Consider the following 23810-nt stretch of genomic DNA (forward strand, 5'->3'; position numbering starts at 1 on the left):
TAATGCGTGGATACTTTCGTCTTCTGCATAGGTATGGGCGCCGTGCAAATTTTCAAGGTCACACCGCCCTCACAACAGGTAATTACAATGACACAACAAACAACATCATGGTTACGTCAAACCTTCATCGGCGTTGCTTCCGCTACGGTTATAGCAGGTTGTAGCACACTTCCGGGTAGCGGAGAACATCAAGACACGAATCAATCGACAGGTACAGTTGCAGTTGAATTTGACGCGCTCTATCAAGAAGGCAAATATAATGCCCGTGGCGTAGGCCCTACACGCTGGTTAGCTGACGGCAGCGGTTATACGGTATTGGAGCGTGCTGAGGACGCTGGTCATCACATTGTGCGTTACCACCCACAAACCCAGCAGCGGACTGTTCTGGTGAACGCCAAAGACCTCCGTCCCGACAATAATTCTGACCCACTCGAGGTTGCCGACTACAGTTGGTCAGATGACGGCAGTAAGTTACTCCTATTCACCAACACGAAGCGCTCTTGGCGCACCCATACTCTTGGTGACTACTGGGTATTTGATTTATCCACCAAGAAATTACAACAGCTGGGCGGTAATGCTGCCGCGTCAACATTACAGTTTGCCAAGTTCGACCCACAAGCGACCCGTGTTGCATATGTTATGAACAACAACATCTATGTTGAGAACCTTAGTTCATCACGTATTACACAACTGACGAAAGACGGCAGCGACACTATCGTCAATGGCACCTTTGACTGGGTGAACGAAGAAGAGTTTTTCTTGCGCGATGGTTTTCGTTGGAGCCCTGACGGTAGCTCAATTGCTTACTGGCAATTGGACACCGAAGGTACCCCGTTGTTTACCATGATTAATAACACCGATGAATTGTACCCAACGTTAAAGCAATTTCCTTATCCAAAGGTTGGCGAGACCAATGCCGCAATGCGAATTGGTGTAATGCCTGCACAAGGTGGCGATACAACATGGATGAAAATTCCTGGTGACCCACGCCAAAATTACTTAGTGCGTATGCAATGGGCTGGCAACAGTTCGCAGCTGCTCATTCAGCAACTCACGCGCTCACAAGCCGTTAACACCGCTTTTTTAGCCAATGCGAAAACAGGAGCAGTGCAACAGCTTTTGCAAGAAGCAACCGAGAGCTGGGCCGAATACGTTGACGATCTGCAATTTATTGACAACGGTGAGTCATTCACATGGCTCAGCGAGCGCAGCGGCTTCCGCCACATCTACGTAGTGCAGCGGGACACTGGACGACTTAGCACCATCACCCGAGGTAACTGGGACGTTATCGAAGTTCTGCAAATCAATGAAAAAAACGGTTGGGTGTACTTTATTGCCTCACCTGAAACGCCGCTTGAGCGTTATTTGTTCCGCGCCAGCTTAGACGGTAGTGGCAAGCTTGAACGACTCACGCCCGATCAGCCGGGAACGCATAGCTACCAACTTTCAGCTGATGCGAAATATGCGGTGCATACGTTTTCAAATGTCGAAACGATGCCAGTTGTCGATATGATCACGCTGCCAGAGCACGAGAGTATTCGCGTTATCAAAACCAATAATGAAGCTCAGAATTCCTTTGATAAACTCAAGCGTGGAGCCTTTGAATTTTTTCAAGTTGAGGCGCAAGACGGGCTGAAATTGGATGGCTATTTAATGAAGCCAGCAGATTTTGATCCGAATAAAGAATACCCTATCGTCTACTATGTGTATGGCGAACCTTGGGGCCAAACAGTGGCAAACAGTTGGGGTGGTGAGCGCTTTTTGTTTCATACCTACTTAACCCAACAAGGCTATTTAGTCGCTTCTGTTGATAACCGCGGTACGCGTTCACCACGGGGTTTTGAATGGCGACGTTCAATTTACAAGAATTTAGGCGTTGTCACCGTTCGCGATCAGCATGATGCCTTGCAAGCCATGCTCGACCGCTGGGACTTTATTGATGAAGACCGGGTAGGTATCTGGGGGCATAGTGGTGGTGGTTCGCAAACCCTTAATGCACTGTTCCGCTACCCAGACTCGTACCATGCGGGTATGGCACTGGCTCCGGTACCTGACTTAACGTTATACGATACAATTTATCAGGAACGCTACTCGGGATTATTGCCGGAAGCGGCCGACAGTTATCGTGAAACTTCGGCAATTACCCATGCCGAAAATTTACAAGGTGACTTGTTGCTGGTGCATGGAACGGGCGACGATAATGTTCACTTTCAAGGATCAGAACGGCTCGTTAATGCGCTGATAAAACATGGCAAGCAATTTGAATATTTCGCCTACCCTAACCGCACCCATGGTATTAGCGAAGGTGAAGGAACCACGCAACATTTGCGCACCATGATGGTTGAGTTTTTAAAGCAAAACCTACCCGCTAATTAATCACTACCTTCATCACAATAATCAAGGTAATCCGCGTTCAGCACGGTCACGCCGTGCTGACGCAACCATGCCTCAGCTGCTTGATAATCCGGTGAGAGCTGCTCAACCAACCGCCAAAACGCCTTGCTGTGATTGAATTCTTTTAAATGGCATAGCTCATGTATCACCACGTTACGCACCACCCACGACGGCGCTATCCATAACTTCCATGTAAATTTCAATGCCTGCTTACGGGTACAATGCCCCCACTTGCTGGTGAAATCACCAATGCTCCATGTACTGGGAGTTAATCCGTGGTGCTCAGGCCAAGTTGCAAAAAAGTCATCAAGCCAGGCCTCGGCTTGTCGTTTATACCAACTAACAACAGTTAAGCGCGGCTCTTTATCCGCCTGACTACGCGTGGTTTTCGTAACAAACAACTCCGTACCATAGCGCTCCGCACTTTTGCGTGTTGCGGTAGCCACTTTCAAGGTCATCGGCTCACCCAGCCAGCGTAAACGCTCACCAGACTCCCACAACCGCGGAGCCAAGGCATCAAGCTGCCGGCGTTGCCGCTGCAAATGTTTATCTATCCACGCATGCTTGTCATTCACAAAGGCACGAATTGTCGCCTCTGGCATATGCCAAGGGGCTTGAATTTCAAGCTTTCCCTTTGCCACCTTGATGGCTAGGTTGCGTCGCCGCTTGCTGCGATTGATTTGATAGATAAGGGTCATCGGTATTTTCGTCGGTTAATTGGCTGTATCCGTCCGAGCGCGCATTGCACCCATGTGCGTTTTCAGCGATCATAGGCGCATTCACTTAGCAGATACAACACTCTAGCATGTCACAGGAGTAGAGCACATGACCCGACATTACGATTATCTTGCCATTGGTGCTGGTAGCGGCGGCATTGCGTCAGCTAACCGCGCAGCCATTCGCGGTGCAAAAGCTGCGGTGGTAGAAGCGAAGGCCGTGGGCGGAACATGCGTCAATGTCGGTTGTGTACCGAAAAAAGTTATGTGGTACGGCGCGCATATTGCCGAAGCGATTAAATACAGTTCGGCCTACGGCTTCGACATTGAACAAAAAGGCTTCGACTGGAGCACGTTAGTTAAAAACCGTGAAGCATACATTCAGCGTATTCACGGCGGCTACAAGCGCGGCTTTGAGGGTAACGGTGTTGACTACATTGAAGGCTTTGCGCGCTTTGTTGATGCCAATACTGTGGAAGTTAATGGCGAACATATAACTGCGGACCACATCACCATCGCTGTTGGCGGCCGGGCTATGATTCCTGATGTACCGGGTGCCGAATACGGGATTGATTCAGATGGCTTTTTTGCGTTAACTGAGCGTCCTAATAAATCCGTTGTTGTTGGCGCAGGCTACATTGCCGTAGAAATTGCCGGTGTGCTTGATGCACTTGGTTCTGATGCGCACCTGCTGGTGCGAGGCGACCGCCCACTCAGGTATTTTGACCACGACATTACCGATGCATTGCTGGAACGCATGAAGCAAGATGGCCCGGAGCTTCATACCGGGTGTATTATTGAGCGCGTTGAAAAACATAGCGACGGCACTTTGTCAGTCCATTGCGAAAATGGTCAAAGCATTGATGGCGTTGATTGCCTGGTTTGGGCCATTGGCCGTGAACCAGCCACCGATACAATAAACCTTGAAGCGGCCGGGGTTGAAGTTGATGAACACGGCTTTATTCGCACCGACAAATACCAGAATACTAATGTGAAAGGTATTTATGCTGTTGGGGATATAACCGGTGAAGCACAATTAACGCCTGTTGCCATTAAGGCTGGTCGGCTGCTGTCTGAACGCCTGTTCAACAAAGACATGCCAGACGCGCACATGGATTACAGCTTAATCCCGACCATCGTCTTTAGTCACCCAGCCATAGGTACCGTTGGTTTAACTGAAGCTGAAGCGCGCGAAGTGCACGGCGATGCTGTAAAAGTGTACCGTTCGCAATTTGCCGCAATGTACAACGCGGTTACGCCACACCGCGCCCTGAGCACATTCAAACTGGTCTGTACTGGTCCAGAAGAGCGCGTTATTGGTATTCACGGCATTGGCGAGGGTATGGATGAAATTCTGCAAGGTTTCGCGGTAGCGATGAAGATGGGCGCAACCAAGGCTGATTTTGACGCCACAGTTGCACTGCACCCAACCAGCGCTGAGGAATTTGTTACGCTGCGTTAACCTTTAACGTCAATTGTCATCGAGAGTATCCGTGACAGATGACTGTAAGGTAATCCTGTCTCAGCATGCCATTGATTGAATGCCTGCTGAATTTGCTTGGCGCCTCGTTGACTGTACGGCGAGGCATCAAGCAAATTGTGATTGCGCATAGCAGTTAAATTATCTGGCGTCAGGATATAACCATCCCAACCCACGCGACGCAGCACATGATGCGCCGCAGTACCGCCTAGTCTCGCCCCGTGTTTTTTAAAATAGCGCAACAAATCGGCTTGTTCGCTTGACGGCCAATTCGCCAAAAACCGACCAAAGCCATCGTGCTGCTCAGAGGCCTCAACAATCATGCGAGCGTTGATAGGCACCGTCGCAATTTTCTGCGGATTACGCACAATACGTACGTCACGCGCCAATTCATCAAGCCGTTCTGGTGGCACTTGCTGCCAGTACAGCGGTAAAAACCCAGCAAACGCAGCCTCAAATCCATCCCACTTATTCTCGATAACCTGCCACGCAAAACCCGCCCGAAAAACACAGCGTGTCATTTCTGCTAAGAATCGATTATCTGTCAGTGCGCTCAGCGCTTCGGGCGATGCCAGCTGCGGCATACGCTTTAGCAATGCCTGCTCACTGCCGTGTCGAGCGACCGCACGCTCGTAAAAATAGCTAAACTTCATGGCGTTCTCTTTTTTGATTATTCTTTGAATCAAAGCAAAACTTTCTATAGTATTCGTCGATTACTCTAAGAAGACAACACCAGTTGCACGCAATAGGAACGAGATGTCACAGCCAATTCCATCAACAAAACTAAAGCAGCGCTCAGGCCGCTGGCGCGTATGGCATCGCTGGTTATCTTTGTTTTTCGGCGTACAGATGGTCCTCTGGAGTATCAGTGGCGCATATATGGTGTTTTTCGAATTAAGCTTCATACATGGCGACCATTTAGTACGGTCTGTCGCTCAACAGTTACCCGCAACAGCCCAGCCAGCGCGTTTAAACGACGTATTGAAAGCATTTCCGCGAGCTCGCGAAATCACCCTGCAGAGCACGTTAATTGACGGCCGTATGGTGCCAACCTATAAAGTTTTCGGGCATAGAACCACACGACTCATCAATGCACAAACACTCGAGTTAGTGCAGTTTTCACAAACCGATATCACAGCAATATCCAATGCCTATTACGCCGCTACTGAGACACCGAAAATTCGATCGGTTGAGTATCTCGAGCGCGAAGCGCCGAGCGAAATAAGCGCCAGCCTGCTGCCAGTGTGGCAGGTTAACTACGACGATTTTGCCAACACCAGTTTATATATCTCGCCAAGAACTGGCGAATTGCTGACAAAACGTCATGATTTTTGGCGCGGTTTCGACTTCATGTGGATGCTGCACATCATGGACTATGAAGCTCGCACAAACATCACCTCCTGGCTACTGCGCATCTTTATTTTAGGTACTGGTGTGCTGATGGTTACTGGGATGGTACTACTCATTTTCACCTTACGGCAAAAACCGACGAAGGTGGTCTCATGATGCGTTTTATGCAATGGCTGCATCGCTGGCTAGGATTGGTGCTGCTGATTCAGGTCATTTTATGGCTGGTATCGGGGTTCTATTTTTCCCTGCAAGGTCATCACGCCATGTCGGGGCATCAATATAAGACCAACCCAACGGGGCTGGTTTTACGACAATATCGGCCGCAAATTGATATCCGCGACGTGTGGGAAATGTATCCGCAGGCATTATCAATAAAGTTGTATCGTGTTGGCCAAGAACCGCAGTACCAGATCAACTTACCGCAGCAACAGTTATTCATTCATGGCAGCACTGGTGAACCTTGGTTCACCAGCGCAAAACAGGCCGAACAGCTAGCGCTGGCCACCTATGATGGCCCAGGTGAACTTGAACAAGTCAGTACTATCACAACCACAGATGAAATCTTCGGGTGGCAAGGTGCGGGATACCGCGTTCAATTTCGCGACGACCTAAACACCAGAGTCTATGTGGACGCAAGCAACGGCCGCGTGCTTGACCACAGAAATACGCCGTGGTTGCTTGCTGACTGGGCATTTAAATTGCATTTTATGGATTATTCGGGCGGTCGTAATTTTAATCACCTGCTGAACTATACCGCAGCTTTTTTAGCGCTGTGGTTCACCCTATCCGGGTTAATATTGCTACTTCGTGGTATTCGCCACGGTGACTTGAACCCTCGCCGCAAGCTTTCACTGTTGGAAGCACTGCAACGCAAGCATCAACCTATTGCAAGTGGTTGCGGTGGCGGCGGTACCTGTGGGTTATGTAAAGTTGTTGTCGATTCAAATACGCCAATAACCGACGCTGAGCAGCGCTTGATCAGTACCGCCGAACTCGCGCGCGGGGTTCGCTTGGCATGCCAACATCGCGACCACGGGCAGGCTGTACAACTGTTGAACAATGATGCTAAACGGTATGAACTTACTCTCACACAGCAGCGACCGTTATCGCCACTGATCACTGAGCTAAAATTTACCGTTGCCAACTCGTTTGCGTATCAGGCCGGCCAATTCATGCAATTCGAAATTCCACATGAATCCAGCTACCTAATGCGAAATTACTCATTTGCTCAGGCACCTGATTCGGGCCTTCCTGATAAAACGGAGCTGGTGTTTTTGATACGTACCATGCCAGCACCTTCGTCAAATGTTCCAGCTGGTATCGGCTCCAGCTATTTGTGTCAGTTACAGCATGGCGAGACGGTACACGCCACTGGCCCATTTGGTGATTTTTTAACAACTGATCCAACTGTGTCCACTCGCCCACAAGTTTATATTGCTGGCGGCGTAGGTATCGCTCCGATAAGGGCGCTGGTTCAAGCTGAGTCTGCTCAGGGACGCCCCATGCACCTGTTTCATGGCGCGCGTACCACAGCTGAACTCATTTATCGCGATGAATTTGTGGCCATGCCGAACCTGCACTATGTGCCAGTCATTTCCGACACAGCAGATCAAGATATTGAGCAGGTTCAACTAGGAAATATCGATGTGGCGGCCGCGCAATGGCTACAAAACCATCCGGGTGATTACGACTTTTATGTGTGCGGCCCGCCCGCCATGTTGCAAGCAACATTGGCGATGCTGGCCTCACTCAATGTCGACTCAGCGCGAATTCGCTTCGACGACTTCGGTATTTAACACACCGCGTTTAAAAGTCTTTCATGCGGTTTTGCCCATTGCGAGCTGGTTTTGCAGCCGGAGTAGGTACATTTGCTCGAGGCGATGCACCAACCTGCGGCCGTGACGTTTGGGTACGGTTATAGCGAGGTTGCTGCGCCGGTTTATACACCGGTGCTTTGGGCTGTGTTACGGCGCGCTGTGGCGCTTTAACTTGCGGCACTGCTCGCTGGCTACTCTGCGGCGTTGGGCGATTCACCTTTTGCTGGCCCATATACGGCTGGCGAACGTTATTTTTCCGCACTGCAGATTCACGAACTGTTGGGGTGCGAACTATCGCATCACGTTTTGGTCGTGACGTTTCACGGACAACCGGATCACGCCAGTTCGACTGTGTCACACGACGCTGCGTTGGTACACTCTTGACCTCTTTACCACGCAGTGTGCGAATCACCCGCTCTTTGCTTGGCCGTTGATCGAAACTGGTAACATTTCGTGTCGCGACACTCTTCGCAGGCATCGCGCGTGAGCTTACCGTTGGGCGGACGACTTGTTGCCCATTATTCACCATATAGTACTTCGGCCGCTCAGGCTGCAAATCACGGTGGCGATATACCACACCGCGTCGATGATTCGGATTGTGATACCAACGTTTGGCATCTTGGCCCTTCATCCAGTAATCACGGCGCTTTTTCGGTGGTGCTTGGTAATAGTGATTGTTAATCACAACATAACGCTGTGGCCAGTAGAAGTGGCTATAGTAATAATGGCTAGGCACATTGTAGCTAATGCCCCAATAGATACCGGAGCCAATACTTACCGTTAACGATGGGCGCGACCAGAACACTGGCGGATGGCTATTCCACCACCACGATCCGTATACCACGCGGGTGTCATAGTAAGGTACATACACCACTTCGCGACGAACGTTTTCGATGACAATGGTTTTGTCTTCGCGCTCAACGCTCACGTGTTTATTTGAACGCAAGTTACCTGCGGTATAGGCATGGTCACGCAGCGTTTGCACGCGCGCTAACACATCTTCTTGCTGAGCAAGAAAAGCCTCACCAACAGCTTGCGTCCATTCCAGATCATCGCTCATTTGCTTCAACACTTCGGGTGTGCCCACCAGCGCTTTCACGCTCGCATCCCACGGCTCATCTGCTGCCCGCGCTAATGCTTCCTGTGGCTGCAAATGGTCATTTTTACTGACCCAACGTTCTGCTTGAACAACTTCTAACGGGTAGGTTGCTGCAATCAACACGTGTGAAAGCAGACTGTCCGGATACAGCGCAATTGGCGCCAGCAGCCTATCCAGCTCAGCCTGCGAATAATAAACGGCTTCAGCTTGTACTGGCTCTGCTTGTGCAGCAACTGGAACCAGCGCAGCACTCATCATTGATACTGAACCAAGTAAAGCAACCGCACTCAGACGGGCTTTCAAATTAAATTTTTGCATGCTTCTTGCCTCCAAACGGCAGATAGCAACAACCGCTATCAGATACTAGTTTAGTCGCTTTTTTGCACAGTTTAGTTGCGTAGAATTTTTTGTTTTTTGTAAAGACCCACCAGTTCAATGCTAATCGATTGAAATAACTAGCATTTTATTTTGAGTTATAAAAAACAAATGAAACAAATTAAACCAAACCTTGCTCAATCATGGCGTCTGCAACACGTTTAAACCCAGCAACGTTAGCACCTAACACCAAGTTTCTTGGTTGACCAAAATCGTCCGCTGTACGGGAAATGTCAGTGTAAATGTTTTTCATCACCTGCTTTAAACGTTCATCAACCTGTTCAAAACTCCAACGCTGCATGCTGGCATTTTGAGCCATTTCTAATTGGCTCGTCGCCACACCGCCGGCATTGGCTGCTTTGCCTGGTCCATAGGCAATAGAGCTTTCTTGCACGGCATCAAAAGCAGCTTCAGTAAGCGGCATATTTGCACCTTCCGCGATACCCAAACAACCATTCGCCAGCAAGCTTTCGACATCTGCTCGGGTCACTTCATTCTGCGTTGCACAAGGGAACGCCAAATCAACTTCATAACGCCATACTTGATGGCCATCTTCGGGGTATTCTTCACGCGGCGTATATTCAGCTCCGGTATGTGTTTCTAAATACTGCTCAAGTCGCTTATGTTGTTGTTCTTTTAGCTGCTTTATCAAGTCGAGATCGATACCAGCTTCATGGTAGATTGTGCCTGACGAGTCACTGCACGTTACCGGCTTCGCGCCAAGCTCATAGAGCTTTTCCATGGTGTAAATAGCGACATTGCCAGACCCCGAAACGGCGCACCGTTTACCGTCAAGTTCCACATCGCGATCGGCCATCATATAATTAGCGAAGTACACACACCCATATCCAGTGGCTTCTTTGCGCGCGTGAGAACCGCCCCATAATAAACCTTTGCCCGTTAACACACCGTCAAAACGATTAACCAAGCGCTTGTATTGACCGAATAAATAGCCAAGTTCACGCGTACCTACCCCAATGTCGCCAGCGGGAACATCCGTTTGTGGCCCAATATGGCGAAACAATTCAGACATAAAGGATTGGCAAAATCGCATAATTTCAGCATTCGACTTCCCTTTCGGATCGAAGTTGGCACCGCCTTTACCGCCGCCTATCGGGAGACCTGTTAACGCATTCTTGAAAATTTGTTCAAAGCCTAAAAATTTAATGATGGAGCCATTGACGCTGGGGTGGAAGCGCAGCCCCCCCTTGTAAGGCCCAAGCGCCGAATTGAACTCAATTCGATAGCCCTTATTGACCTGTACTTGACCATTATCATCCATCCAAGGCACGCGAAACATAATCTGACGTTCTGGTTCCACGAGCCTCGCAATGATGGCTTGTTCGCGATATTTTGGATTTTGTTCTAACAAGGGCTCGAGACTCTCGAGGACATCTTCAACTGCTTGATAAAATTCAGTTTGCGCTGGGCTTGTTTGCTGCAGTTGCTCAATCGTGTTACGGATATATGTCATCGGTTGTCCTTAAGTCGTAAAAAAGGTAGAAATTTGGCGACCTCTTGATCACACTAGCTAATCACACTAACTATAATCTACGCGCAAAAAAAGCTTTTGGCCTAGGTAAAGCTAGTTTAGTTGACTCGATAAGGATTGTAATGGCTGCATATTCCATTCTGTTTAAGCGTGTTTATGATGCTGCGGACCCAACTGACGGCGCGCGGATATTGGTTGACAGACTGTGGCCGCGTGGTATCAAAAAGGAACAGCTTGCGCATTCAATCTGGTGCAAAGAGGCTTGTCCCTCTAACCAGTTGCGCAAACAATATCATGCCGGAGATATTGATTATTCGACGTTCGCTAAACGCTATTTTTCTGAATTGGAAACTCATCCGGAAGCGCTGGTACCTATCATGCAGCGGCTACGCGAGGGCCCGGTTACCTTACTAAGCGCCGTTAAACAGTTTGAACACTCTCACCTGCCAGTGTTAAAACATGCTGTCATGCAGGCAATTCAATGTGAAGATCAACAAGCCGACGGCAACGAGTTCAGTTCGCCCGTGTGTTTTGGTAAAGATTTTAATTACTGGGGATAATTGTGAGTAACGACGTGAGTAACGACTTTATTGAAGTTTATGATGATGCGCTTTCAGCAGAGTTTTGTGACAAATTTATCGACTTATTTGAAAACAGCCCGCATAAGCAACCTGGTCGCACCGGTGGTGGTGTCGATACGGACAAAAAATTAAGTGAAGACCTTTATTTAAATCAGCATCAAGATTATGCCAACGAGTTAAAGACCATTTGCGATGTAACCACTAAATATGCGCTGGAATATTTTAAGAAATATCATTTCGCATTGATAGCGCCTGTTGCTTTGAAAGTAAAACATCCCGTTACCGGAGCACCGGTAAATTTAACGCATGAAAATTTTGATGAAATCGCCGCGGGAAAGGAACAGGCCTACATGCAATTGCTTTATCGCCTTGGCCCTATTCAAGCTCAAAAATATTTACAAGATCAGGGCAACTATAATTACTGGCACTGTGAAGTCTACCCTGAGAAGAACAGCGTTGAAGCGTTGCATCGTAGTTTGCTGTTTATGTTCTATTTAAACGATGTAGAAGACGGTGGCACCACCGACTTCTATTATCAAAACAAAAGCATCAAACCGAAGCGCGGCCGCATGGTTATCGCACCCGGTTATTTCACACACACCCACCGCGGAACGGTGCCAAAGTCTAATGATAAGTTCATTTTAACCAGTTGGATATTGCTCAACCCAGGACAGCAATTATTCGGCTGATTTTAGAACTTGCCCTGCGTCATCCAATACGGTTACGTCAACCTTGATGCCACTTCGAACACTTTGAGTGACCACACAGAAGTTCTCAAATTGCTCCAAAACACGGTCAAGTTTGTCGATTGCATCGGCCGCTTGACCAAGGTTTAACTCAACATGCATGCTACCGATACGAAGGCGGCCATCGACGCGCTCCATGTCGCCTTGAACCTTCGCTGTCACCTTACCCGGATCACCTTTAAACTTTCGGATAGCAAACATCAAACTTGCGGCAAGGCAGTTGGCAACCGCAGCTGCGAGTAATTGACTCGGCCCCGGGCCTTCGCCATGCCCAACAGGTTCCGGTTCGTCAGTAATGATCTGTCCGAACTCGCCGAAATCAACTTCAAACTTATAATTGTCAACTAACTCAAGTTTCACTTCAAACGCCGGATTTCCCATGCCTTCCTCCCATTTTTCTGCAATAATTGCGAATTCAGTCACCAAACTGCCACCTAATTACGTCGCGCGAGGAGAATGATTCATGAAGAATCCGCTGTATATTCCTTATGCAGGCCCAAATTTGCTTGAAACACCGTTACTTAACAAAGGTAGCGCGTTTACTCGCGAAGAGCGAACTGCGTTCAATTTAACCGGTTTGCTACCACCGCGCTATGAAACTATCGAAGAGCAAGTGAAGCGCTGTTACATGCAGTATTCAAGTTTTGATACCGCCATTAATAAACATATTTATTTGCGCGCAATTCAAGACAATAACGAAACACTTTTTTATCGTCTTCTGCAGCAACATCTCGAAGAAATGCTGCCAATTATTTACACGCCAACGGTAGGCGATGCGTGCGAACAATTCTCTGATATATATCGCAGTTCACGCGGTTTATTTATCTCATACGAAGATCGCGATCAGATGGAAGACATCTTGCGCAATGCGACCAAGCAAAAGGTGAAGGTGATTGTTGTTACGGACGGCGAACGCATTCTTGGTTTAGGTGACCAAGGTATTGGCGGCATGGGCATTCCTATCGGTAAACTCAGCCTTTACACCGCTTGCGGTGGTATAAGCCCTGCCTACACCTTGCCTGTGTGCCTTGACGTTGGCACCAACAATGAAAAATTACTGAATGACCCAATGTATATGGGCGCACGCCACAAACGCATCGACCAAAGCGAGTACAAAGCTTTTGTTGACCGCTTTATGAAGGCCGTACGTCGCCGTTGGCCAGCAGCCATGGTGCAGTTTGAAGATTTCGCGCAGCCCAACGCCATGCCATTGTTACGTAAGTATCGTGATGAATACTGCTGTTTCAATGATGATATACAAGGTACCGCGGCGGTTACTGTTGGCACGTTACTGGCGGCGTCACGCAGCAAAGGCATGCAGTTAAAAGATCAAAAGGTGGCGTTTGTCGGCGCTGGGTCGGCTGGCTGCGGTATTGCCGAGCAAATTATTCAGCAAATGGTCGCTGAAGGCTTAACCGATGCCCAAGCGCGCAGTCAAATCTACATGGTCGACCGCTTCGGTTTGCTGACGGAAGGCATGAGCGATTTGCGCGACTTCCAACAAGCCCTGGCACAACCCCTGGACCAGCTAACCGATTGGCAGCACAGTGGGGAGTACGCATCGCTGCTTGATGTCATGCATTGCGCCAAGCCTGGCATTCTCATCGGTGTGTCTGGGCAACCTGGTTTGTTTACCGAACAAGTTGTTCGCGCCATGCATCAATACACCGAACAACCGATTATTTTCCCGTTGTCTAATCCGTCACGGCAAATCGAAGCGCATCCAGCACATGTCATCGAATGGACCGACGGTGAAGCCATCATTGCAACAGGTAGCCCGTTTGACCCGATAAAATATAAAGGCCAGGAATATGCGATAGCGCAATGCAACAATAGCTATATATTCCCGGGTATTGGGCTGGGCGTTATCGCCATAAAGGCGCGTATTATCTCGGATGAAATGCTGATGGCAGCAAGCAATACGCTTGCTGATGAGTCACCGCGCGTGAACGGCGAAAGCGATAGCCTGCTGCCTCGCATTAGCCACATTGCTGAGTTAAGTAAGAAAATTGCGTTTAATGTGGCTAAAGTAGCCCAACAGCAAGGTCTTGCGCTCGAAGTGAGCGATGATACTTTAAGAGAGCGTATCGAGGCCAACTTTTGGAGCCCCGAATATCGCCATTACAAACGCGTAAGTATTTAATTAATCTAACTAGCGAATCGACCTATTTCCTTGTATGTTCAATACAACATGACGCAAGGAGGTCGAATGCGCTGGAGCATTTTTTGCCTGTGTCTGCTCCTCAGCCCTGCTGTTCTTGGTCAAGCCAAAGAATCTAAGGAGCAGCCACCGGAAGAGGAGGCAATGATTGATGAATTCCGAGCAGGCTTAACCAGTTCGGTGAATGCCACTGCAGCTTGGTTAGACTCGTTTTTTGCCGAGGATATTGATCCAGAGGCCTACGATACCGCCTCGGGAAGCCTAACTCTTACGCCTGTTTGGGATGAATATGATGGCTTTAAATTAGACTCAAGCTTCCGTGCCGCTGTGGTGTTTCCGCATGCTGAGCGAAAGTTCTCAGCAATTATTGGTCGCGGTGACTTCGATGATTTCATCAACGACTCTCAGCAATCCCGCCCCTCTATAATAAGACGCAACCAATCTGACGAAGAATGGATGCTTGGCTTGGGTTTTGACCCCCACCTCAGTCAGAAACACAGTTTGTCCTTTGGCGCTGGTATTCGTGGAGGCTTAAAGCTTGATCCGTACCTTCGGGCTCGCTACCGCTATGAATCGATCCTTGGTGAAAGCACAGAAGCATCGCTGCAAAGTGTCGGATTTTGGCGCGATAGCGACGGCTTTGGTATTGCTCAAACCGCGGAGTTTGACTTTGTTTTGGCGCCAAACTGGTTTGCGAAAGTTTGGGGCCGTGCAACCTTTGCCGAACGAACCGAAGGGGTTCGCTGGAACACCTCACAAAAGCTCTATTATATTTATCATTATGAACGCGCTGTCGGCGCTGAAGTTTGGTGGTCGGGTGAATCTGAACATGAAGTGCCCCTCAGGGATTACGGCCTGCGGGCACTTCATCGTAGCCGGTTCAAACGAGAATGGCTGTTTATAGAGGGCTGGGTTGGACTCCATTGGCCACGAGAAACCCTCATTGAAACACGTAAGCCGCGATGGATTGTCGGCTTAGAGTTGGAAATGTTGTTCGGCAAATAAAGTCACAACCAGCCCATTGCCGAGGCAATACTGCGGGCGCCAAGCCCAATGGCTACAGCACATACCAACCCACCAAGAATGTTCTGCAACAGTGAGTTGCGGTGCTGCGCTAAACGCGGTTGATTGCATACCCAGACCAAAAATAGCGCCATAAATGGCAACAGCAATCCATTTGCGACCTGTGCAAAAATAATCACTTCAATCGGCTTTAAACCCAACGAGGCAATAACAACACCCACGAGAAGAATCGTGAACCAAGTGGCCCGAAATTTCTTATCCTTGAGATTGTTTGAGTAACCCAGTACACCGCTCAAGGCATAGGCTGAAGCCAGAGGTGCCGTCAATGACGAGGATAGCCCTGCCGCAAAAAGGCCTAACGCCATAAAGGTGGTTGCACTGTCGCCAAACAAGGGTTGTAAGGCTTGCCCTAAATCTGCAGCACCTTGAATGGTGATAGCCTTACCGAAGAATGCTGAAGCCGCAGTACCAACTATGGCCATCGAAATAAGCCCGCCCAAAGGTATCGATACATAAATATCTTTACGCGCAGCATTAAGGTCGTCTGCAGATTGCCACTTTTGCGCGCAACTTGAAGAATGAAGAAACAAATTATACGGCACCACAGTGGTACCAATAAGCGCCACCACCATCAATATGCCACCGCTTGGCACTGACGGTATCAACAGCCCAGCCAATAGCGCACTCCAATCGGGTTGAGTCAGTAGAAAAGTCGCCAAAAACGCGATGCTCATGAGCAACACGAGGCCTATAAGCACCTTTTCGATAACTTTATAACTGCCTTGCCATAACACCACCGCGGCTAATACCCCAAGAACCACGGGAATGTATTGCCCATCAATTGGCAACAAGTCGGCAAGACCAAGCCGTGCACCACTGATATTGCCGCCCTGATAGACGCTGTTGCCAATAATGACCGCAGCAAAAATCAGCAGTACAACCAACCGCCGTAACCAAGGTCGTGATATGCCCGCGCGAATGTTTTCACCCAATCCTTGCTGCGTTACCACACCTAAACGTGCTGCCATCTCTTGCAAAATCATGGTGGCAATAACTGAGAATACCAATGCCCACAATAAGGCGTAACCAAAATTAGCCCCGGCTAACGACGCCGTAACAACCGTGCCAGGCCCGATAAAGGCAGCCGCAACAAGGGCCGCAGGGCCCATCGTGAATCGCGCTTTCTGTTTCATTATTCACCTATTTCCTGTAATATCCGCGGCTTCTCGCAGCAGCGAGTGAATCTTCGTCTATAGTTTTGTTTTACCCTAAAAACAAAATCGATCCCAAGCAAAGAAGTGAATACTACATGCTAAAGTCTGTACACCAAAACTGGTTTTCGAACCTTCGTGGTGACGTGCTGGCAGGACTTGTTGTGGCCTTGGCCCTAATTCCTGAAGCTATCGCCTTTTCCATTATCGCTGGCGTTGATCCTAAAATCGGCCTTTATGCCTCTTTTTGTATCGCTATTATCATTGCCTTTGTGGGTGGACGCCCAGGCATGATCAGCGCAGCAACAGGAGCCATGGCACTGTTAATGGTCACCTTGGTAAAAGACCATGGGTTAGAGTATTTACTCGCTGCCACCTTGCTTACGGGTGTACTGCAGATTGTTATGGGCGTGCTAAGGCTCGGCTCATTGATGCGCTTTGTGTCGCGCTCTGTTGTCACCGGCTTTGTTAATGCGCTCGCCATTTTGATATTTATGGCACAGCTACCAGAACTAACCAATGTAACTTGGCATGTTTACGCGATGACAGCAGCAGGCTTAGGCATTATTTATCTATTCCCTTACGTGCCGGTAATTGGCCGCTTGGTGCCTTCACCGCTGATTTGCATCATTGCGCTCACCATTGTGGCTGTCATGCTGAACCTTGATATTCGCACCGTTGGTGACATGGGTGACTTACCAGATACGCTACCGGTATTTTTATGGCCAGAAGTGCCCTTAACGTTCGAAACCTTGGCAATTATCTTCCCGTACTCTGCTGCGCTGGCCGTTGTTGGTTTGCTCGAATCACTGATGACAGCCACCATTGTTGACGATTTAACTGATACTACCAGCGACAAAAACCGCGAATGCCGCGGTCAAGGTATTGCCAACATCGGTGCTGGATTAATGGGCGGTATGGCTGGTTGTGCCATGATTGGGCAGTCCGTGATCAACATCAAATCAGGCGGACGCACACGCCTGTCAACGCTAATTGCAGGGGTGTTTTTGTTGGTGATGATTTTGGTGCTTGACGAGTGGCTAAAAATCATCCCAATGGCGGCCCTTGTGGCAGTTATGATCATGGTCTCTATTGGTACGTTTAGCTGGGACTCCATTCGCAACCTAAAGAAACACCCACTCTCAACCAATATCGTGATGGTCACTACCGTCGTGGTCGTTGTTGCGACACACAACCTGGCACTCGGGGTTGGTGTTGGTGTGCTGTTAGCGGCGATGTTCTTTGCCAACAAGATCGGCCACTTTATGGTGATTCAGTCGCGTATCAATGATGAAGGCTCTGAGCGAACGTACGAAGTTATTGGCCAAGTGTTTTTCAGCTCAGCTGACAAATTCGTTGATTCATTCGACTTCAAAGAGGCCGTTGATCATGTCATCATCGACCTTCACAAAGCCCACTTTTGGGATATTACGGCGGTTGCAGCGCTTGATAAAGTGGTTATTAAGTTCCGTCGCGAAGGTGCTGACGTAGAGGTTCGCGGGCTCAATGAAGCCAGTGCAACCATCGTTGACCGGTTTGGTGTTCACGATAAACCTGACGCTGCCGACAACATCATGGGCCACTAAGGAGAACAAGAATGACAAACGTAGTCGCCTGTATTGATGGCTCAAAAGCAACTGCAGCGGTATGTGATTATGCCGCGTGGGCGAGTCTGCAACTGCAAGCGCCGCTCACCCTCTTGCATGTGCTTGATGAAGGCCGTTACCCGGTAAACACTGATATGACAGGCAATATCGGCCTTGGTAGTCGTGAAATGCTGCTTGATGAGCTTGCTGAACTCGATGCGCAGCGCAACAAGCTGGCGTTACAGCAAGGGCATCATATGCTTGAGGCTGCGCAAAATCGCGTGCGTAGCAACGGCGCAGAGCAAGTTACAATGCGCCAGCGCCACGGTGACCTGGCGGATACCCTGACCGGTATGGAAGCCGACACACGGCTATTTGTATTAGGTATTCATGGGGAAGATACCAGTGAATTAGATAGTGGCAAGCGCCATATTGGTAGCCATTTGGAAACTGTGATCCGCAGCGTGCACCGCCCGATTCTACTCACACCTGAAAATTACAACCAACCCAAAAGTGTGTTGCTTGCTTATGATGGCAGTGAAACAACGCGCAAAGGCGTGGATATGGTTGCGCAGAGCCCGCTGTTCAAAGGCCTACCTATTCATGTTGTTATGGTAGATACCGATACCGCAGCCAAGCAAGAGCAACTTCAATGGGCGAAAGAAAAGCTTGAGCAACATGGTCATGAAGTTCATGTCGCCTTATTAACGGGCGATGTCGAACCCACTTTACATAGCTACCAACGTGAACATAAGCTCGATGTTTTGGTTATGGGAGCATACGGCCACTCAAGAATTCGTCAATTCTTAGTTGGCAGTACCACCACCAACATGCTAAATAATAGTAACAGCCCACTGCTTATTTTACGGTAACAATGGTGGTAACTATGTCACTAACTATGTCAGAAACCATGTTTCAAGATTATTTAGATAGCCCCCTCGGCATTGTCACCGTCACAAGCCGTGACGGTGTCAGCATTTGTGACATTTCATTTGCGCAGCCGCAGCACTATCCTTCCTGCGCAATAACAAAAACCGCGAAGCAGCAGCTTGCCGAATACTTCTCGGGCCAGCGCAATCACTTCGACTTGCCATTAAATGCTCAAGGGACGCTATTTCAACAGCGAGTCTGGCGGCAGTTGCAAACCGTCACTTACGGCAAGACCGCAAGTTATGCCGATATTGCACGCGCAATTGATAACCCAAAAGGCGTGCGTGCTGTCGGTATGGCAAATAGCCGAAACCCTATCGCCATTGTGGTGCCTTGCCACCGCGTTATTGGCGCTAATGGCACGCTGACCGGATATGCTGGAGGCTTGGATAAGAAAGAATGGTTATTGCGCCATGAAGGCGCTCTCGGAAATTAGCGCCTGCCGATATAGCTCGCGTGCATGCGCTTAACATGCGTTTCAATTTCATCGCGTAAGGCTGGCGGTTCCAGAACTTCTGCATGCTCGCCACAACTAAGTATCCACGCGACCAAATCATTACTAATAGGCATATCGACCGTTAAATGAAAATAAGAGCCATTGTGGTCTATTTTTTGTTCGGGATGCAGCGGGTTATTGATGATTAGGTTGGATAACTTTGCCGCGCATTTCAGCGTCACTTTAGCAACAGCACCATTACGCGTGTGCTGCGCCAAATTTAAAAACGGCAACTGCGGCGCACCTTGCGCGATACTCCAGCCATATGGCTTCGACCGTTCATCCGTGGTTAGTGGGAACACCTCAGACAGCTCATTTAGGTTGCGTTGTATAGTGCGTACACTAACTTCGACACCCTTTTCAGACAAGCGTTGCTGCAATGTCTTCGCATCAATTTTGTGTGGTTGCCTAGGTACGTGCTGCAACATCATAAGGTACCGTAAAACACTCTGCACTGACATGCTCCTTGTCATTTGCGTCAGGGCCATAGCTTAACCCTAAGTTGCGACACATCATGTCGCAGCATTTCAATTTTGTAAAATTACAGCAAAATCACACTATGCTACATTGTATATTGTCAGTGCTGGGGCTTTACTTAAACGAACCCGCTCGTCAAACTAGTGCACCATACCACCTATTAGGAGGTCGTCATGATTCGATTTGCATTGGCTACACTATTAGCCATGAGCGCAGTAAATATAGCTGTGGCACAAGACCAAAACGCAAAAAAAGGTCAGGAAACCGCTGAAGAAGCCAAAGAGAAGGCTGCAGAAAAACAAGATCAACGTGAAGCATTACGTGCCAAAATGAAGGCCGAAAAAGAAGCTTTACAAAAAGAACGTAATGAACAAAGTGATAAATTGAAAGATAAGCCAAAGAAAAAGAAAGGCGATAACGGCGATAACGGCGATAATTATTAAAAGTAGTCAGCTCACATCATTGTAAAAAATGCTGGCATTTATTGTCGGCATTTTTTTTAAAACTCAGCTAAACTTAGTCGTTATTTCATTATCTTATGAAGAGAAAATATGAACGACCGAGCTTGGCAAAACCAGAATTGCTTAAATTGCAACACGCCTCTGGAAGGTGAGTTTTGTCACCAATGTGGTCAGCATCACCGTGTTTACATACGAAGCATTTTTGCCGTTCTTGGTGATCTCATGGGGGAAATTGGCCATTGGGATTCACGCTTTTATCGCACCTTGCGCGGACTCTTCCTTAAACCTGGTTTTCTGACACTTGAGTTTATGCGCGGCCGCCATGCATCTTATGTGCCGCCGTTACGCTTATATTTTTTCATTTCCTTACTCGCATTCGTTGTCTTCTCTAGCTTTATTGAAATAGGTTTTAACCCTGAGACAATGAAGGCCACCGATCCAAACAATCAAATCAAAATTGAGGAGATGCGGGCTGAGCTGCCATTTCTTGACGCGGAGCAGCAGAACGTACTTACAGAGCGCATCAAATACTTGACCGCCAACCCTGATATTTTTGCACAACGCCTGACCCAACTTGCGCCGCAAATGATGCTGTTAATGCTGCCGTTTTGGGCGCTGTTCCTAAAATTGTTGTATATTTACCGTTCGCATTATTACCTTGAACATTTAACACTGGCTCTGCATACACACGCTTTCATCTTGCTGTCTCTGCTAGGCATAACCTTAGTTACAGAATTATTTGATTATTTGGCTGTAATTAGCAGTCTTACTTGGCTAGGTGATTTAGGCAGTTGGCTTGATACTGGCTTATTCCTGTGGATATTTGTTTACCTATTATTAACGCAAAAGAACTTTTATCAGCAGTCTTGGCCAGTCACAATTCTGAACTTTATTTTATGTATATTTGCGTACTTGGCGCTGCTATTGACAGCTTTTGTCGGAACCATCCTATATAGCCTATTAACAGCATAAAACGGTTGTGTGGTATGTTCTGTTTAATCGCCGCATAGTTATATAATAGCCATCATTTTATGGTATACATAAACACGTAATTGACGATGTACAGTCAACATCGATGCGTTGATTTAAGGATGAAGTTCTAATGCACGTCGAACAACCGGTTAATTTGCCGAACCTTCCGGGTATGTTGTTTCGCTCACTGTTTACTGTTGCGCGGAATGAACAAGAACCCGCTGATGCGAATGTTCTGGACGCTGAGTTCAGCGCGCCTGCGTTTACGTCTGATCAATTAAAACGCTATCATGAAGCATTTGGCGGCTTTGTTAGTGAAGTGCCTATCACACTCATTTATTGTTTGGCACAACGCGTACACTTAGCACAAATGCTTGGTGAGCACTTTCCGTGGCCAGCGCCAGGGTTAGTGCATGTCAGCAACCGTGTTGAACGTCATCAACCTATTGCTGCCGATATTGATTTTATTCTAAAGGCCTCCATCAAAATTCCTGCACGCGGTCCAAAAGTATCAGCGCGTCGTTTACGCCCTTTATTTACTGTTGAGTTTTGGCAAAATGACGAACGGGTTGCGACTTGTGTAAGTGAATATCAAGTTATGCCCAAGCAGCCAGAGGGGCCTCGTAAGCCACGCGAACATAAAATTGCAGAAGCGCCTGGAAGCGAATGGCTGCGTGTTAATTCTTGGCACATTGAAGCAAAAATTGCGCGCGACTACGCACGACTTTCCGGCGATTTTAACCCCATTCATTTACATCCATTGCTGTCACGCTGGTTTGGCTTTGATCAGCCAATCATTCACGGTATGTATATGTCAGCGCGCGCACAAGCCGAAATTGAACGTGCTGCAGGCAGACCGATTGATCGCATTGATGTGAATTTCAAACGCCCAGTGCCTTTGCCAGCCAAGATCGTTTTGTGGCAAAAACCTGAAACTGATGCCGGCACAAGCAGCGGTTATTACCAAATTTGTGGTGCTGAAGACCACCTCCAGCGTTTAGAAGGCAGCTTCAGCTTCGCCAACGACTGATCATTTCTTAGATTTCAGTCGCTCAACACCCATAAAGCGCAGTGATACGCGTTCATAGACCGGCTCAGATGTACCGCGTCGTATTTTGTACATAAAGTATTTTTCAAAAGCTACTTTTGCCCAATGCACCCAGCGCCCGCTGCCCGTCCAATTGCGATTGCGCGGCGGGTTTTGTGGCACAGCTAAGAATGCCGCACCTGTGTTACCCATATCAGCTAAACACAGCGCACTTAAAGTTGGCTCTACAAAGTCACTACCGCCTGCTTCAAGTTCCTCAATATTACTTACGATTGCGGTCGTCATAGACTCAATCATGAGGCCTGTTTTAGGGGCTCCTACTGGCACCGGTGTAGCCTCAATAGGCGGAATAGCTACACAGACACCCGCTGCAAATATATTGGGATACTTTGGTGAGCGCTGGTGTTTGTCGGTAATCACAAAACCTTTCGGATTACAGAGGTCTGGTACAGCAGCAACCGCCGGAGAACCTTTGAATGGTGGTAAGAACATTGAATGCACATAGTCTAATTGATGGTGCTTAGCCACTTCGCCCTGGTCGTTAATCTCATCAAAATCACAATGACCATCGGCAAGTTTTGTCACTTTCGCGTTGCAAATCCATTTAATACCGTGTTCACGGAATTTATGCTCCATCAAACCTTTTGAATCGCCGACTCCACCCAATCCCATGTGTCCAATATAGGGTTCAGGCGTTACAAAAGTAATCAGCACCTGATCACGAATTTTGCGCTTTCTGAGTTCATACTCAAGCGATAATACGTATTCGTAAGCAGGGCCAAAACAACTTGCGCCGGGCAACGCTCCAATGACAACAGGCCCAGGATTTTCACAGAGCTTTAAAAAGTCCTGATGTGACCTTACAGCGTGATCGACGGTGCAAATTGATTGTGAACCACCGACTTCGGGCCCAGCGCCCTCGACGGCTGCAAAATCGAGCTTCGGACCGGTACACAAAACCAAATAGTCATAGTCATGCTGACTACCATCATTTAAGATTAAACGATTTTCGCCGGCATGAATCTCTTTAACGCCCGCAGGTGAGAACTCGATATTTCGCTTACTAAAGAAGTCACCAATTGGCATAACGACATCTTCGCGCTTGCGCGAGCCTAATGCGACCCATGGATTAGACGGTACAAAATTGAATTCAGCACCTTCACCAACAACTGTGATTTGCGCCTTTTTTGGAAGTTTTTCGCGCAACTCGAAAGCCACCGAAACACCGCCTAAACCAGCACCAACAACTGTTACCCGAGCCATTATCAACTCCTAGTTTTGCTCAATTATTGTGCAACAACTATGATCCGACATTTGTATTTCGTCAATTTCTAAATTAAATTTTTTTACATTTCGCTGTAAACAAAAAAAGGCGGCCTGCAATGCAATCACAGG

At 48.2% G+C, this 23810-nt stretch carries 22 protein-coding genes; 14 read left to right on the forward strand and 8 right to left on the reverse strand.

Annotation, left to right across the window (positions count from 1 at the left end; genetic code table 11):
* Window positions 1-87: 87 nt before the first annotated feature.
* Window positions 88-2376, forward strand: coding sequence for a S9 family peptidase (locus ACN0UN_RS05220; protein ID WP_417659040.1), 2289 nt, complete (start codon window positions 88-90; stop codon window positions 2374-2376).
* On the opposite strand, the gene ACN0UN_RS05225 is transcribed toward ACN0UN_RS05220, so the two are convergent.
* Window positions 2373-3092 (reverse strand): M48 family metallopeptidase, encoded by a 720-nt coding sequence (locus ACN0UN_RS05225; RefSeq protein WP_417659041.1) that lies wholly within the window; start codon window positions 3090-3092, stop codon window positions 2373-2375. The two genes, ACN0UN_RS05220 and ACN0UN_RS05225, sit on opposite strands and share 4 nt — an antisense overlap.
* A gap of 127 nt (window positions 3093-3219) precedes the next feature.
* On the opposite strand from ACN0UN_RS05225, the gene gorA reads away from it, so the two are divergent.
* Entirely contained in the window at window positions 3220-4572 is a 1353-nt protein-coding gene (gorA, locus tag ACN0UN_RS05230) for a glutathione-disulfide reductase (protein WP_417659042.1), read from the forward strand.
* Here the strand turns inward: gorA and ACN0UN_RS05235 are convergent.
* Window positions 4569-5243 carry a DNA-3-methyladenine glycosylase I gene (locus ACN0UN_RS05235; protein WP_417659043.1) on the reverse strand — a complete coding sequence of 225 codons (675 nt, stop codon included), beginning with the start codon at window positions 5241-5243 and terminating at the stop codon, window positions 4569-4571. The genes gorA and ACN0UN_RS05235 overlap by 4 nt on opposite strands.
* A 103-nt stretch (window positions 5244-5346) precedes the next feature.
* On the opposite strand from ACN0UN_RS05235, the gene ACN0UN_RS05240 reads away from it, so the two are divergent.
* The gene (locus ACN0UN_RS05240; RefSeq protein WP_417659044.1) at window positions 5347-6096 is read left to right on the forward strand and encodes a PepSY domain-containing protein; all 750 of its coding nucleotides are present in this window, start codon (window positions 5347-5349) and stop codon (window positions 6094-6096) included.
* On the forward strand, window positions 6093-7736 hold the full coding sequence (locus tag ACN0UN_RS05245; protein ID WP_417659045.1) for a 2Fe-2S iron-sulfur cluster-binding protein: 1644 nt from the start codon (window positions 6093-6095) through the stop codon (window positions 7734-7736). The genes ACN0UN_RS05240 and ACN0UN_RS05245 overlap by 4 nt, the downstream gene beginning before the upstream one ends.
* A gap of 10 nt (window positions 7737-7746) precedes the next feature.
* On the opposite strand, the gene ACN0UN_RS05250 is transcribed toward ACN0UN_RS05245, so the two are convergent.
* A complete protein-coding gene (locus tag ACN0UN_RS05250) occupies window positions 7747-9174 on the reverse strand; it encodes a DUF3300 domain-containing protein (RefSeq protein WP_417659046.1) in 1428 nt (475 codons plus the stop codon).
* 178 nt (window positions 9175-9352) lie between these two features.
* Window positions 9353-10705, reverse strand: coding sequence for an NADP-specific glutamate dehydrogenase (gdhA, locus tag ACN0UN_RS05255; RefSeq protein WP_417659047.1), 1353 nt, complete (start codon window positions 10703-10705; stop codon window positions 9353-9355).
* Window positions 10706-10845: 140 nt separating this feature from the next.
* Here gdhA and ACN0UN_RS05260 point away from each other — a divergent pair, with 140 nt between their 5' ends.
* Window positions 10846-11283 carry a DUF488 domain-containing protein gene (locus tag ACN0UN_RS05260; protein WP_417659048.1) on the forward strand — a complete coding sequence of 146 codons (438 nt, stop codon included), beginning with the start codon at window positions 10846-10848 and terminating at the stop codon, window positions 11281-11283.
* A gap of 2 nt (window positions 11284-11285) precedes the next feature.
* Entirely contained in the window at window positions 11286-11993 is a 708-nt protein-coding gene (locus ACN0UN_RS05265) for a 2OG-Fe(II) oxygenase (protein ID WP_417659049.1), read from the forward strand.
* On the opposite strand, the gene ACN0UN_RS05270 is transcribed toward ACN0UN_RS05265, so the two are convergent.
* Entirely contained in the window at window positions 11982-12473 is a 492-nt protein-coding gene (locus ACN0UN_RS05270; RefSeq protein WP_417659050.1) for an OsmC family protein, read from the reverse strand. The two genes, ACN0UN_RS05265 and ACN0UN_RS05270, sit on opposite strands and share 12 nt — an antisense overlap.
* Window positions 12474-12513: 40 nt before the next feature.
* Between ACN0UN_RS05270 and ACN0UN_RS05275 the strand changes: the two genes are divergently transcribed.
* Both ACN0UN_RS05275 and ACN0UN_RS05280 read left to right on the forward strand, forming a co-directional pair.
* A complete protein-coding gene (locus ACN0UN_RS05275) occupies window positions 12514-14193 on the forward strand; it encodes an NAD-dependent malic enzyme (protein WP_417659051.1) in 1680 nt (559 codons plus the stop codon).
* A 66-nt stretch (window positions 14194-14259) separates the two neighbouring features.
* Window positions 14260-15216 carry a hypothetical protein gene (locus tag ACN0UN_RS05280; RefSeq protein ID WP_417659052.1) on the forward strand — a complete coding sequence of 319 codons (957 nt, stop codon included), beginning with the start codon at window positions 14260-14262 and terminating at the stop codon, window positions 15214-15216.
* A gap of 2 nt (window positions 15217-15218) precedes the next feature.
* Here the strand turns inward: ACN0UN_RS05280 and ACN0UN_RS05285 are convergent, their stop codons facing one another.
* Window positions 15219-16427 carry an Nramp family divalent metal transporter gene (locus tag ACN0UN_RS05285; RefSeq protein ID WP_417659053.1) on the reverse strand — a complete coding sequence of 403 codons (1209 nt, stop codon included), beginning with the start codon at window positions 16425-16427 and terminating at the stop codon, window positions 15219-15221.
* Window positions 16428-16543: 116 nt separating this feature from the next.
* Between ACN0UN_RS05285 and ACN0UN_RS05290 the strand changes: the two genes are divergently transcribed.
* The 3 genes from ACN0UN_RS05290 to ACN0UN_RS05300 are packed head-to-tail and all read left to right on the forward strand — an operon-like array spanning window position 16544 to window position 19397.
* Complete coding sequence (locus ACN0UN_RS05290; protein WP_417659054.1) at window positions 16544-18031, forward strand: SulP family inorganic anion transporter; 1488 nt, start codon at window positions 16544-16546, stop codon at window positions 18029-18031.
* An 11-nt stretch (window positions 18032-18042) separates the two neighbouring features.
* The gene (locus ACN0UN_RS05295; protein ID WP_417659055.1) at window positions 18043-18903 is read left to right on the forward strand and encodes a universal stress protein; all 861 of its coding nucleotides are present in this window, start codon (window positions 18043-18045) and stop codon (window positions 18901-18903) included.
* A gap of 14 nt (window positions 18904-18917) precedes the next feature.
* Window positions 18918-19397 carry a methylated-DNA--[protein]-cysteine S-methyltransferase gene (locus ACN0UN_RS05300; protein ID WP_417659056.1) on the forward strand — a complete coding sequence of 160 codons (480 nt, stop codon included), beginning with the start codon at window positions 18918-18920 and terminating at the stop codon, window positions 19395-19397.
* On the opposite strand, the gene ACN0UN_RS05305 is transcribed toward ACN0UN_RS05300, so the two are convergent.
* On the reverse strand, window positions 19394-19912 hold the full coding sequence (locus ACN0UN_RS05305) for a WYL domain-containing protein (RefSeq protein ID WP_417659057.1): 519 nt from the start codon (window positions 19910-19912) through the stop codon (window positions 19394-19396). The two genes, ACN0UN_RS05300 and ACN0UN_RS05305, sit on opposite strands and share 4 nt — an antisense overlap.
* 195 nt (window positions 19913-20107) lie before the next feature.
* On the opposite strand from ACN0UN_RS05305, the gene ACN0UN_RS05310 reads away from it, so the two are divergent.
* From ACN0UN_RS05310 to ACN0UN_RS05320, 3 genes are all read left to right on the forward strand, one after another.
* Window positions 20108-20377, forward strand: a complete 270-nt coding sequence (locus ACN0UN_RS05310) for a hypothetical protein (RefSeq protein WP_417659058.1) — start codon at window positions 20108-20110, stop codon at window positions 20375-20377.
* Window positions 20378-20485: 108 nt separating this feature from the next.
* The gene (locus ACN0UN_RS05315; protein WP_417659059.1) at window positions 20486-21367 is read left to right on the forward strand and encodes a DUF3667 domain-containing protein; all 882 of its coding nucleotides are present in this window, start codon (window positions 20486-20488) and stop codon (window positions 21365-21367) included.
* Between the two features lie 130 nt (window positions 21368-21497).
* On the forward strand, window positions 21498-22397 hold the full coding sequence (locus ACN0UN_RS05320) for a MaoC/PaaZ C-terminal domain-containing protein (protein WP_417659060.1): 900 nt from the start codon (window positions 21498-21500) through the stop codon (window positions 22395-22397).
* On the opposite strand, the gene ACN0UN_RS05325 is transcribed toward ACN0UN_RS05320, so the two are convergent.
* A complete protein-coding gene (locus ACN0UN_RS05325) occupies window positions 22398-23678 on the reverse strand; it encodes an NAD(P)/FAD-dependent oxidoreductase (RefSeq protein ID WP_417659061.1) in 1281 nt (426 codons plus the stop codon).
* Window positions 23679-23810 lie beyond the last annotated feature (132 nt).

The organism is Pseudidiomarina sp., from assembly GCF_048267825.1.
GTDB lineage: Bacteria > Pseudomonadota > Gammaproteobacteria > Enterobacterales > Alteromonadaceae > Pseudidiomarina.